This window comes from Peterkaempfera bronchialis (genome assembly GCF_003258605.2).
GTDB classification, from domain to species: domain Bacteria; phylum Actinomycetota; class Actinomycetes; order Streptomycetales; family Streptomycetaceae; genus Peterkaempfera; species Peterkaempfera bronchialis.
In genome coordinates, this window is the sequence record NZ_CP031264.1 from 5,398,957 (window position 1) to 5,410,292 (window position 11,336).

The 11,336-nt window shown below is 73.3% G+C and carries 10 protein-coding genes and 1 riboswitch; of the genes, 1 reads left to right on the top strand and 9 read right to left on the bottom strand.

The genetic code is table 11. From position 1 onward, the window contains the following. Positions 1-260: 260 nt before the first annotated feature. The 3 genes from cbiE to cobI form a co-directional block, all read right to left on the bottom strand. Positions 261-1,541, bottom strand: a complete 1,281-nt coding sequence (gene cbiE, locus C7M71_RS23870) for a precorrin-6y C5,15-methyltransferase (decarboxylating) subunit CbiE (RefSeq protein ID WP_114914527.1) — start codon at positions 1,539-1,541, stop codon at positions 261-263. A 76-nt stretch (positions 1,542-1,617) separates the two neighbouring features. Further along, on the bottom strand, positions 1,618-2,457 hold the full coding sequence (cobM, locus tag C7M71_RS23875; RefSeq protein ID WP_114914528.1) for a precorrin-4 C(11)-methyltransferase: 840 nt from the start codon (positions 2,455-2,457) through the stop codon (positions 1,618-1,620). Then, positions 2,454-3,191: a precorrin-2 C(20)-methyltransferase gene (gene cobI / locus C7M71_RS23880; protein ID WP_111493934.1), complete on the bottom strand. Its 738-nt coding sequence runs from the start codon at positions 3,189-3,191 to the stop codon at positions 2,454-2,456. The genes cobM and cobI overlap by 4 nt, the downstream gene beginning before the upstream one ends. 167 nt (positions 3,192-3,358) lie before the next feature. Beyond that, positions 3,359-3,506: riboswitch (cobalamin riboswitch) on the bottom strand. A 345-nt stretch (positions 3,507-3,851) separates the two neighbouring features. On the opposite strand from cobI, the gene C7M71_RS23885 reads away from it, so the two are divergent. Further along, positions 3,852-5,069 carry an alpha/beta hydrolase gene (locus C7M71_RS23885; RefSeq protein WP_111493930.1) on the top strand — a complete coding sequence of 406 codons (1,218 nt, stop codon included), beginning with the start codon at positions 3,852-3,854 and terminating at the stop codon, positions 5,067-5,069. A 51-nt stretch (positions 5,070-5,120) separates the two neighbouring features. On the opposite strand, the gene C7M71_RS23890 is transcribed toward C7M71_RS23885, so the two are convergent. From C7M71_RS23890 to cobO, 6 genes are all read right to left on the bottom strand, one after another. Next, positions 5,121-6,680, bottom strand: coding sequence for a CotH kinase family protein (locus C7M71_RS23890; protein ID WP_111493928.1), 1,560 nt, complete (start codon positions 6,678-6,680; stop codon positions 5,121-5,123). Continuing rightward, positions 6,680-7,357, bottom strand: coding sequence for a DUF4956 domain-containing protein (locus C7M71_RS23895; RefSeq protein WP_111493926.1), 678 nt, complete (start codon positions 7,355-7,357; stop codon positions 6,680-6,682). The genes C7M71_RS23890 and C7M71_RS23895 overlap by 1 nt, the downstream gene beginning before the upstream one ends. 3 nt (positions 7,358-7,360) lie before the next feature. Continuing rightward, entirely contained in the window at positions 7,361-8,263 is a 903-nt protein-coding gene (locus tag C7M71_RS23900) for a polyphosphate polymerase domain-containing protein (RefSeq protein WP_111493924.1), read from the bottom strand. 133 nt (positions 8,264-8,396) lie between these two features. Further along, positions 8,397-9,209, bottom strand: a complete 813-nt coding sequence (locus C7M71_RS23905) for a putative protein N(5)-glutamine methyltransferase (protein WP_114914529.1) — start codon at positions 9,207-9,209, stop codon at positions 8,397-8,399. A gap of 175 nt (positions 9,210-9,384) precedes the next feature. Further along, positions 9,385-10,746: a cobyrinate a,c-diamide synthase gene (locus C7M71_RS23910; RefSeq protein ID WP_111495308.1), complete on the bottom strand. Its 1,362-nt coding sequence runs from the start codon at positions 10,744-10,746 to the stop codon at positions 9,385-9,387. Continuing rightward, positions 10,740-11,336 carry a cob(I)yrinic acid a,c-diamide adenosyltransferase gene (cobO, locus tag C7M71_RS23915; RefSeq protein ID WP_111495310.1) on the bottom strand — a complete coding sequence of 199 codons (597 nt, stop codon included), beginning with the start codon at positions 11,334-11,336 and terminating at the stop codon, positions 10,740-10,742. Before cobO ends, C7M71_RS23910 begins: the two co-directional genes overlap by 7 nt.

Genomic DNA, 11,336 nt, shown 5'->3' on the forward strand with positions numbered 1-11,336 from the left:
TCCGGCCTGGGTGCGGGTGTGGGTGCGGGTGCGGGGTGGCAGTGGCCTGGGCCGGGGTGGGTGTGCGGGGGTGTGGGGGTGGGGCTGGTCCGGGTGCGCTGGCGTTGTGCGTTGGCGGGCGGGGTGTGGGGCGCGGGCGCCGGCGGCCGGGGTTGGGATGTGCGGTGTGGGCACCCGTGGGCGGGATGTCCGTGCGCTGTCGGCCGCTGACGGGGCCTGAACGCGGAGCCGGCCGGTGGCGGTGCGTGTGCGGCGGCAGGTCATGGCTGCGCCTCCCCGTCCCGGGCCGGGCGGTGGCCCCACAGCACAAAGACCGGGTTGACCGCCGCGAGGCGGCTCACCCCGCCGGGCAGCGGGGCGAGCCGGGAGGACTGGAGCAGTACGCCGTCGCTCGCCATCCCGGCGGCGTGCAGCGCTTCCCGTACGGCGGGCACCCGGTCCAGCGCGGCCAGGGTGACGACGACGGTACGCCGGGCGCGGGCGGCGCAGGCGGTGACCACGGCGGGCAGGTCGCTGCCGCCGCCGCCGACGAAGACCGCGTCGGGGTCGGGCAGCGGGGCCAGGGCCTGCGGCGCGCGGCCGTGCACCACCGAGACGTCCACCCCGTGCGCACGGGCGTTGGCCCGGACGCGGGCGGCGCCGTCGGCGGCCTGCTCCACGGCGATCACGGCCGCCCCGAACCGGGCGCACTCCACGGCCACCGAGCCGCTGCCCGCGCCGACGTCCCAGACCAGTTCGCCCAGCCGGGGCCCCAGCCGGGCCAGCACCAGGGCGCGGACCTCGGCCTTGGTCACCATGGAGTCGCGGTGCTCGAACGCGGTCTCCGGCAGCGCCCAACCGGCCGGTGCGCCCCCCGCCCCCGCCAGCGTCCGCATCGGGCCGGGCCGGTCGGACGGCCCCAGGCAGAGGACCAGGTTGACGGCCGGCCAGCGGCGGGCGGCGGCCTCGGCCGGGTCGACCTCCTCGACCCGCTCGCCGGGACCGCCCAGGTCGGAGGCGACGACCAGGCGGCGTTCGAGGTCCGGGGTGCGGAGCAGTTCGGCGGCGAGTTCGGCCGGGCCGGCGCCGGGCGCGGTGAGTACGGCGGTCTTGCGGTGCGCCCGGCAGACGTTGAAGGCGGCCTGCGGTGCCCGGCCGTGCGCGCTGACCACCACGGCGTCATCCCAGGGCAGCCCCAGCCGGGCGAACGCCTCCGCCACCGACGAGGTGTCGGGGCGGACCTCCAGCCGGTCCGCCCCGAACCGCTCCGCCAGCGCCCGGACGATCCCGAAGAAGCCCGGGTCGCCGGAGGCCAGCACCACGGTCCGGCCGCCGTCCCGGGCCGCTTCCTCGGCGATGGCGTCCAGCGCGGGGGCCAGCGGCCCCAGGACGATCCGGCGGGCCGCCGCCGCTACCGGCGCGGACTCCAGATGGCGGCGGGCGCCGACCACCAGCGTGGCGGTCGAGAGCAGGTCGGCGTCCCCGGGCGGCAGGGGGTGGCGCCCCCGCCCGAGGACGGTGATCGGGTCCGGACGGCGGTCATGGTGGTGCTGTGTGGCCATGCGGGGGCGGCCCTCCTCTCGGGGGTGCGGCCGGGGGTCGGGGTTCGGTACGGCGGTGGGGGTGGGCGGGCGCGGCTCAGCCGTCGGCGGGCAGCGGCGCGGCACTGGCCCCGTCGGTGCGCAGCGTGCGCCGCGCCCGCCGGTCGGCCTTGCGGAAGGTATGGAAGTGCCCGGGGTGGTACAGGTGCGAGCGGGTGCCCTCGGCGCCCAGCGCCGGGCCCACCAGGAAGAGCGTGTGCTTCCAGAGCCGGTGCGCTTTGACGGTGGCCTCCAGGGTGCCCACCGTGCAGTGCAGTACCAGCTCCTCCGGCCAGGTCGCCTGGTGGGCGACGACCACCGGGGTCTCCTCGGCGTAGCCGCCCGCCAGCAGTTCGGCGGCCAGCTGGCCGCTGCGCGCCGCCGACAGGAAGACCGCCATGGTGGTGCCGTGGCGGGCGAACTCGCGGACCTCCTCGCCGGGCGGCATCGGCGTCTTGCCGCCGCCGAGCCGGGTGAGGATCACCGACTGGGCGACCTCGGGGACGGTCAGCTCCCGCTGGACGATGGCCGCCACCGCGGAGAAGGACGACACCCCGGGCACGATCTCGGTCTCCAGGCCCAGTGCCCGGCACCGCTCCAACTGCTCCTGGACGGCGCCCCACAGCGACGGGTCGCCGGAGTGGATGCGGGCCACCCTGAGGCCGTCCCGCGCCGCCTGCTCGTACACGGCCAGCACGTCCTCCATGGGGACCAGCGAGGAGTCCAGCACCCTGGCCCCCTCGCGGGCGTGCGCCAGCACCTCCTCCTGCACCAGGCTGGCCGCCCAGACCACCACATCGGCCTCGGCTATCGCCCGGGCGGCCCGGAAGGTGAGCAGGTCGGCGGCGCCGGGACCGGCCCCGACAAAGGTGACCTTGCCGCTGGTCGTACCGGTCACAGCTTTCCCCCTCGGGAGTCCCGCCGGGCGGGGCAGATCAGGGTGGACAGATACGGCTGCGGGGTGCCGTCGAGTTCGGCGGCCGGGCGGATGGACTCCTCCGGCAGGCCCAGTGCGGAGCCCCAGACGGCGCCGTCGGTCCGGCCGGTCTCCCGCAGCGCGGCGGCGACCTCGGCGGCGATCCGGCCGAACTTGTACGCCACCACCGTGCCGGGCCCCTCCAGGGCCTGCCGCAGCACGGCGGAACCGGCGGTCACCGGCACCAGGGTGAGCGGTTCGACACCCTCGGCCAGCACCGTGCCGGAGCGCGCCGCCAGGTCCTGCATCGCGGTGATGCCGGGGACGGTCTCCACGACCGTGCCGGGCATCACCCGGCGGACCGTCTGGGCGAGGTAGGTGAAGGTGGAGTAGACATTGGGGTCGCCGATGGTGGCGAAGGCGACGATGCCGTCCTCGCCCGCCTCGCGCAGCAGCGCCACGACCTGCTCCCCGGCCGCGTCCCAGGCCGCCTCGCGGCGGGCCCGGTCCTCGCGCTCATTGAGGGCGAACACCACCCGGACGACCTTCTCCGCGCCCGTGTGGTGCAGCACGGTCGCCTCGGCGCGGCCGGTCTCGCCGCTGTCCATGACGGGCACCACCACCTGGTGTGCCTCGCGCAGCACCCGGACGCCCTTGACCGTGACCAGCTCGGGGTCGCCGGGGCCCATGCCGACCCCTACCAGGCGGCGGCTCACGCGGCCCACGCGGACGGGCCGGGGCGGTGGCCGGGGCTTCTGCGGTCACCCTGGCTTCTGCGGCCTCTGCGGCCGGGGTCGGCGGGCCGCGGCGCGGCAGCATGCGGAGCGCGCATGGCGAAGTCCTCACTCGGGGTCCTCGCCCCGGTCGACGTGACGGCGGCCAGAGTCTCCTGGCTCCCGGATCGGCACGCCCCCGGGCCTTCCAACCGCATGTTTCGCGGCCGTGGCCGGCTCCCGCAGACGGCCTGCGAGGGTCGGGGGCGCTCCCCGGTGACAGTGGCGGGACCGCGCCGGATTCGCACCGGACTTCCTCGTCAATGCCGCCGTGTATGGCCCGGAAATCCCATCACGCGCCCGGCGGGCAGTCAACCGGACCCCGTGTGGCGTGCACCGCACCGCACCTGCGCCGATGCCCGCCGGAGCAAACCCCTTTGCCGCCGACCGCCGCCGACTGCCGCCGACTGGCCCAGGCCGCCCGATCGGCGGCCCCGCACCCCGCGCGGATGCCCCGTACGAGGGAACCTTGTGGTCCTTTCGGGTGTCTGATCCACCCCGATAGGAACCTGATTGCGGTTCCACGCGTCTCCTCCTCAGGTGCGGCACGAGACCGGTACGACGGACCGGGCAGGCAGAGCCGCAGACGGAAGGCTTGAGGGGATGGACTTGACGAGCGGCGCGTTCTTCGCGCTCATCGTGGCCGTGCTGGTGGTGCTCACCGTGCTGGTGCTGGCCCTGTGGAACCGGATACCCGGCCCGAAAGCCGTCCGCCACGGTGGGAGACTCGGCCTGCTGCTGCTCAACCAGGCCGTGGCCGTGCTGGTCGCCCTCGTCTGGCTGAACAACACCTACGCCTTCTACGAGAGCTGGGACGACCTGCTCGGCAACAACGGGAACCAGGTCGCCCTCGGCCCGGACGGCGCCACCCCCAAGGTGGGCGCGGCCGCCCTCGGCGGGCTCCAGCCCAAGGGCACCCGCTCGGCGCTGTCGTTCGACCCGTACAAGCGCGATGTGCTCATCTCGACGGCGGTCGGGCCGAGCTCCCGGCTGCGCGGCGAGTTGTACGTCTGGCTGCCGCCGCAGTACCACGAGGCGGCCTACCAGGACAAGGCGTTCCCGGTGATCGAGCTGCTGCCCGGCCAGCCCGGCTCGCCGCGCACCTGGTTCGGTGCCTTGGACGTCGACCGCAAGCTGAGCGGGCTGATCGCCTCGCAGCAGACCCACCCGTTCATCCTGGTCGCGGTCACCATGAACTACACCGGCATCAAGGACACCGGCTGCACCAACATCCCCAACGGCCCCCAGGCCGACACCTGGCTGGCCAAGGACGTGCCCTGGCTGATCAAACACAGCCTGCGGGCCGCCCCCGACGCCCGCCACTGGGCGGTCATGGGCTACTCCGCCGGCGGATACTGCGCCGTCAACCTCATCGTCAAGCACCCCTCCGTCTTCCACTCCGCCGTCAGCCTCTCCGGCTACAACACCCCCGACTCCCCGTTCGTCGTGCACAACCCGGCGCTGCGTGCCGCCAACAGCCCCGTGCTGCGGCTGCGCCGGATGGCCGCGCAGCCGGATATCGCGCTGCTGCTGGCCGGCAGCCTCCAGGACGGCCGCACGGTGGCCGACGCCCGCTCGCTGCTGGCCGAGCTGTCCCGCCCCGCCCACGGCACCACGCTCACCGTCGCCCACGGCGGGCACAACACCGCCGTCTGGGCGGCGATGCTGCCCACCGCCCTGGAGTGGCTGACCAAGAACACGGCAGGTCCGGTCCACACCGCCCGGGGCATCCGGGCGGTACCGCCCCCGCACCGGCATCCCTCCCGCAAGGAGGAGGTCCACGCCGCCACGGCCGCACCCTCCACCGCCGCCCGCCGCTGACCGAGCCCGGCGGGCGGGCGGTGGGGCGGCGGGGCGGCGGGCAGCGGTGGGTCAGCCGCCGGCCGTGCCCCGGACGACCGGGTCGGCGGCGAGGCTCTTGGTCCGGGCGGTGATTGTGGACCGCAGCTTCTCGGCGGCGGTGGCGATCCCGGACCTCTCGGCGCCCGCCGCCACGGCCTGGTCCACAGCCGTATCCAGGGCCTTGAGTGCGCTGCCGGAGCCGTAGAACTGCTGGTACAGCTCGCGGTAGGCGTCGTGGTAGACGTCGTCGAACGCGGACAGCTCCAGGAAGCGCTCCTTGAGGGTGTGGCCGGACATCATGCCCCCGCCGGGTGGCCCGCCGCCTTCAGGCCCGCCGCCTTCAGGGAAGCCCTCGGGGAGGCCTTCCGGTAGTCCTTCGGGGAGTCCCTGGGGAAAGCCACCGGTGCCGCCAGGTGGTCGGCCGCCGCCCAGGCCGATCGTGTCGTCCGGTCCGGCGTCGCTGCTCCCGTTGAAGGTGAGGTTGTAGTCCCACCCCAGCACGGTGAACTTCCTGCTGCCCAGGTCGTACCAGAGGTAGTAGTTCTTGCCGGGGCCGCTCATGTCGTCGGAGTTCAGCAGCAGATTCTGCGTGGCGACATAGCGGGCGAAGGACTCGACGTCGACCCGCTTGCCCAACCCCTCGGCGAACTCCTTGTCCGACGAGGTGTCGACCCACTTCATCAGGTCGATGACGGGCTGGAGATCCTGGCTTCCCTTCTTGGTGAGCTGCTTGAAGTCGTCCTTGTACGCGGTCGGGTCGTCACCCTGGTAGGAGAACCGGCCGGTGCTCAGGGCCTTGTAGAGCACGCCGTCCGTGCCGACGGCGGTCTCCGCGAAGTCGCGGGAGGGGTTCTCCACGATCAGCCGGGCCACCGCCGGGCGGTTGTTGACGGTGAAGGAGGAGAGCGCAGAACGCTCCGCCGCCTGCCCGGAGGTCTTCACCGAGGCCAGCGAGACGGCTTCGTTGAGCGGTATGGACGCATTGGACCCGGGACGCACCGAGATCTGCTGGTGCCCCTGGTACGCCCGGCCCGCGATGTACTGGTCGACCTTGATGAGCCAGGGCAGCTCCTCCGGCTTGTCGGCGGAGAGCGGGACGGCCGTCATCCCGCCGCCGCCGCCGAATTCGCCGCCGAATCCCCCGCCGAATTCGCCGCCCTGCCGCCCGAATCCAGAGTCCGAGCCGGAGCGGCGCAGGGACTGGAGGGTGGAGTTGCCCTTCAGCCGGATGCCGACCCTGGACACCAGGGTGCCGTCGATGGTCGCGTCCGCCTCGATGTACTCCTTGGAGCCGTCCTTCCGGAACTCGGCCATCATCGCCGTGAAGTCGTCCTCGTCGTACTCCAGCCGAATCGAGTGCGCGACCGTGGCGTCATACAGCTCGGCCGTGCCCGGGATGTTCTCCGTGACCTTGCTGCCCTCCGCCGCCGAGGCGCTGGTGACATAGGGCGAGATCCGCGCATCGCCGAAGAAGGCCAGCAGCAGGGCGAGCCCCGCGCAGAGCAGCGCGGCGGGCTTCCAGTGGTGGCGCAGCCGGAGCGGGATGCGGTGGCGCAGCCGCCGCCCGGGCGCCTTGGCCGGGGTACCCATCACAGGTCGGTCTGGTCGTACCCGGTCAGCACGGTGACCCGCTGTCCGGAGGCGCGCTCCTGGAGGGCCATGACCAGTTCGCCCGGCTCGGTGCCCTTCTTCAGCCGCACCGTGTAGAAGACCTCGGTCAGCGTGCCGCCGCGGATGGACTCGGTGCTCACCAGCTCGAACTCGGTGGTGAAGCGGAGCAGTACGTCCTGGATGGCCGCCGTGCGGTCCTCGCCGGCAGGCAGTTGGACCTTGACGACCTGCCGCTGCACATCGAGGTGGAACCAGTTGAAGCGGTGCATCACGACCATGATCAGGCAGATGGCCACGGCGGCGATGGCCGCCAGGGTGTAGAAGCGGGCGCCGCAGGCCATGCCCAGGCCCATCACCAGGAAGATGAAGCCGACATCCCGGGTCTCCTTGACCGCGTTGCGGAAGCGGACCACCGACAGCGCGCCGACCAGGGAGAAGGCCCGGGCCAGGTTGGAGCCGACCACCAGCATGATCAGTGCCACGACCATGCCGACGATGACCAGGGTCTGCACATAGGACTGGCTGTAGGAGACATTGCGGTGCGTCGCCCGGTAGACGAAGCCGATCATGGTGCTCAGGGCGAACGACAGCGCCATCGCGAGCACGATGTCGGCCACGCTGAAGGTGCCGCTGAGATCCTGGAGGTTGAAGTTCACTGGTCATGCCTCCACAGGCAGCTGGGCCGGCGCCGGGTGCCGGGGAGTGTGCGGGGTGGGCGGAGTGAGGTCCTCGTCGCGGACGTGGAAGACGGACCGGGGAGCCAGGCCGAATGCCTCGATGCTCTGCACGTACTTGGAGACCCGCACCAGGTTGAGGTCGCGGCGGGCCGCCAGGTCGGTGATCCAGTACGGCGCCCGCTCATTGACCTTGACCTCCATCACGGCCAGGTGCGGCGGGACGGTGTAGCGGTTCTCGGCCTCGGCGCCGAGGTGGAAGTCACGGTCGCGACCCCGGATGCGCCGGTCGAAGGTGACCCGCAGCCCGGTGTCCTGGGCGCGGCCGACCAGGGCCTCGCGCTGGTAGCCGGTGATGGCGGTGGGTCGCAGATCGAGCCGGACGACCAGGTCCAGCACCTCCTCCACGAAGGCGCGCTCCCGCTCGGCATGCTCGATCAGCTCCCGCCGGTCGCAGAGCCGCCGGGCGGTCGCGTACGGAAGCCTGATCCGCCGCTTCTGGGTGACCCGGTTGACCCGCTGCTTGACCTCCACGAAGACCGGTGAGTCGTCCGTGACGGCCGCCAGATCGCCGTAGTGGCGCAGCCGCAGCTTGCGGCGGAACTTCAGCCCCTCGATCTTCTCCCAGTAGAACCGCAGTTGAGGTGTGTCGTAGTACAGACTCCACACCCCGTAGCCGCCGACCGGGCTATGCGGGTCGCGGTCCATGCGCTCGACCAACTCGTCGCGGATCGCGGTCGCCTGCTCCGCCGGGACCAGGTACTTCAACTCATAGCGATTGAAGGCGTGCAGACGGTCGGCCACCCGCAGCACCTGCTCGCCGTCGTCCTTCCCCGCACTCGGATCGTCGGCCGCGTCCCTGCGGGAGGCGGTTCGCCACCAGGCCATGTGAGCCCTTCTTCGGATCGGCGTGAATCCCATCTCCAGGCAAGGAACCGTGCGGGCATGAGAGTTCGATGAGAGCCGGATAGGACTGATGTGAGATCAGAAGACGAACTCCGGATGGACGGCCGGTGGCGGGTCAGCGGTCCGGGGTGCTCCCGGCGGGCGGTCTGGTGCCGATGACGACGGTGGCGTAGAGCTCGTCGGAGGTGGCGATCCGGGTGGTCAGTCCGCTGCGGGCGAAGGCTTCGACGGCTTGGGGGGCCTGGCGCTCGCTGGTCTCGACCAGCAGATGGCCGCCGGGGGCCAGCCACTGCGGGGCGTCGGCGGTCACTCGGCGCAGGACGTCCAGCCCGTCGGCGCCGCCGTCGAGAGCCACCCGGGCCTCGTGGATGCGGGCCTCGGCGGGCAGCAGTCCGACTTCCTCGGTGGGGACGTAAGGGACATTGGCGAGCAGGAGGTCGACGCGGCCCCGCAGGGCGGCGGGCAGCGGTGCGTAGAGGTCGCCCTGATACACCCGGCCACCGGCGGCGGCGACATTGCGGCGGGCGCACCGGACGGCGGCCGGGTCGAGGTCGGCCGCATGCAGCTCGACGCCGCCCAGGCCCGCCGCCAGCGCCGCGCCCAGCGCGCCCGAGCCGCAGCACAGGTCGACCACGACCGCGCCCGGCCCGGCCAGCGCGGCGGCCCGCTCGACCAGGAACTCGGTGCGGCGGCGGGGGACGAAGACCCCGGGGTCCACGGCGATCCGCAGACCGCAGAAGTCCGCCCAGCCGAGCACGTGTTCAAGGGGCAGCCCGGCGGCCCGCCGCTCGACCATGGCGGCGAGTTCGTCAGGGGTCCGGGCGGTGGAGATGAGCAACTGCGCCTCGTCCTCGGCGAAGACACAGCCGGCGGCGCGCAGCCTGGTGACGATGGCGGAGAGGGAGAGGAGTGGCGGTGAGACCGGCATGGAAGCCTTTCGGGATGCCATGGGGGCTCCCTCGGTCACCTATGCCGGACGGGCCGCGCGATCGTGAGAGGAGAGCACCCAAGCTGACAGAGCGGTAATGGGTCTCACCTCCTTGGTACGTCCACTGCGGTACGTCCGCTACTGGGGACGGCAACACTACCCGAAGCGGCGGCGGTCAGGCGTGCCGGACCAGCCGCAGCGGAATCCCGGGGCTGCCCGCCCAGTGCAGATGCAGATAGGAGGCATGCACCGGCCCGTGGGCGAACCCCTCGGTGGCGGGCCCGGTCGGGCCGCGCCAGGCCCAGGCGGGGGCGGGGCCGGAGCCCGGTTCGCAGCGGGTGCGGTGGAACTCATGGCCGTGGACGCGGGTGCCGGCCGGCGCCAGGGGGCTGTCATGCAGGGCGACGGCCTCGCGGTAGCCGAGGGTGAGGCGGTCGGTCATCCGGGCGTCGGCGTCCAGCAGGCCGCACATCGGGTGGCCGTCGAGCGAGCGGGTGAGGTAGAGCAGCCCGGCGCACTCGGCGGCGATGGGCACGCCGGAGGCGGCGAGGGCGGCGACCGCCGAACGCAGCGGGGCGTTGGCGGACAGCTCGGCCGCGTACACCTCGGGGAAGCCGCCGCCGATCACCAGCCCCGACGTGCCTCCGGGCAGCTTCTCGTCGTGCAGCGGGTCGAACGGGACGACCTCGGCCCCGGCGGCGGTCAGCAGTTCGGCGTGCTCGGCGTACGAGAAGGAGAACGCCGCCCCGCCGGCCAGCGCGAGCCGGGGTCGGCCGGTCACCGGGCCGCCCAGCGCGGCGATCTCGGCCGCCGGGTCCCAGGGCCGGTCCGGGAGCGGGGGAGCGGAGCGGGCCAGGGCCAGTACGGCATCCAGGTCCACGCTGCGGTCCACCAGGGCGCCCATGTCCCGGACCGCCCGCAGCGCCGCCGCGTTCCGCTCCACCGCCGGGATCAGGCCCAGGTGGCGGGAGGGCGTCGCCACCGCCTCGCTGCGGCGTACGGCGCCCAGCACCGGTACCCCGGAGCCCTCCTCCAGGGCCTCGCGCAGCAACTGCTCATGCCGGTCGGAGGCCACCCGGTTGAGGATCACCCCGCCCAGCCGCACCTCCGGGTCCCAGGAGGCGAAGCCGTGCACCAGCGCCGCCACCGACCGGCTCTGCGAGGAGGCGTCCACCACCAGCACCACCGGAGCCCGCAGCAGCTTGGCGACATGCGCGGTGGAGGCCAGCTCGCCGCGCCCCGCCGTGCCGTCGAAGAGGCCCATCACGCCCTCGACCACCGCCAGGTCCGCCCCGGCCGCGCCGTGCAGCAGCAGCCGTGCGATCCGCTCCGGCCCGCAGAGGAAGGCGTCCAGGTTCCGCCCCGGACGCCCGGTGGCCAGGGCGTGGTAGCCGGGGTCGATGTAGTCCGGGCCGACCTTGTGCGGCGAGACCGCCAGGCCCCGGGCGGCGAGCGCGGCCATCAGCCCGGTGGCCACGGTGGTCTTGCCGGAACCGGAGGACGGGGCCGCGACGACCAGCCGGGGTACGGTCACCACTCGATGCCGCGCTGGCCCTTGCGGCCCGCGTCCATCGGGTGCTTGACCTTGGTCATCTCGGTGACCAGGTCGGCGGCGTCCAGCAGCGCCTGCGGTGCGTACCGGCCGGTGATCACCACATGCTGCGCGCCGGGCCGGTCGCGGAGGACGGAGACCACCTCCTCGGTGTCCACCCAGCCCCAGTGCATCGGGTAGGTGAACTCGTCCAGGACGTACAGCCGGTAGGTCTCGGCGGCCAGGTCCCGCTTGACCTGCTCCCAGCCCTCCCGGGCGGCCTCCTCGCTGCTCTCCAGGTCGCGCTGGACCCAGGACCAGCCCTCGCCCATCTTGTGCCAGGTCACCGGGCCGCCCTCGCCGGAGGCGCCGAGCACCCGCAGCGCGCGCTCCTCGCCGACCTTCCACTTGGCGGACTTGACGAACTGGAACACTCCGATCGGCCAGCCCTGGTTCCAGCCGCGCAGCGCCAGGCCGAAGGCGGCGGTGGACTTGCCCTTGCCCGGCCCGGTGTGCACGGCCAGCACGGGCTGGTTGCGACGCTGACGGGTCGTCAGTCCGTCGTCGGGGACGGTGGACGGCTGTCCCTGCGGCAT

Excerpts from the sequence above, each read along its gene's own strand:
- cbiE (WP_114914527.1), bottom strand. The coding sequence starts at position 1,541 with ATGGCCACACAGCACCACCATGACCGCCGTCCGGACCCGATCACCGTC.
- C7M71_RS23885 (WP_111493930.1), top strand. The coding sequence starts at position 3,852 with ATGGACTTGACGAGCGGCGCGTTCTTCGCGCTCATCGTGGCCGTGCTG.
- C7M71_RS23890 (WP_111493928.1), bottom strand. The coding sequence starts at position 6,680 with ATGGGTACCCCGGCCAAGGCGCCCGGGCGGCGGCTGCGCCACCGCATC.
- C7M71_RS23900 (WP_111493924.1), bottom strand. The coding sequence starts at position 8,263 with ATGGCCTGGTGGCGAACCGCCTCCCGCAGGGACGCGGCCGACGATCCG.
- C7M71_RS23905 (WP_114914529.1), bottom strand. The coding sequence starts at position 9,209 with ATGCCGGTCTCACCGCCACTCCTCTCCCTCTCCGCCATCGTCACCAGG.
- cobO (WP_111495310.1), bottom strand. The coding sequence starts at position 11,336 with ATGCCGCAGGGACAGCCGTCCACCGTCCCCGACGACGGACTGACGACC.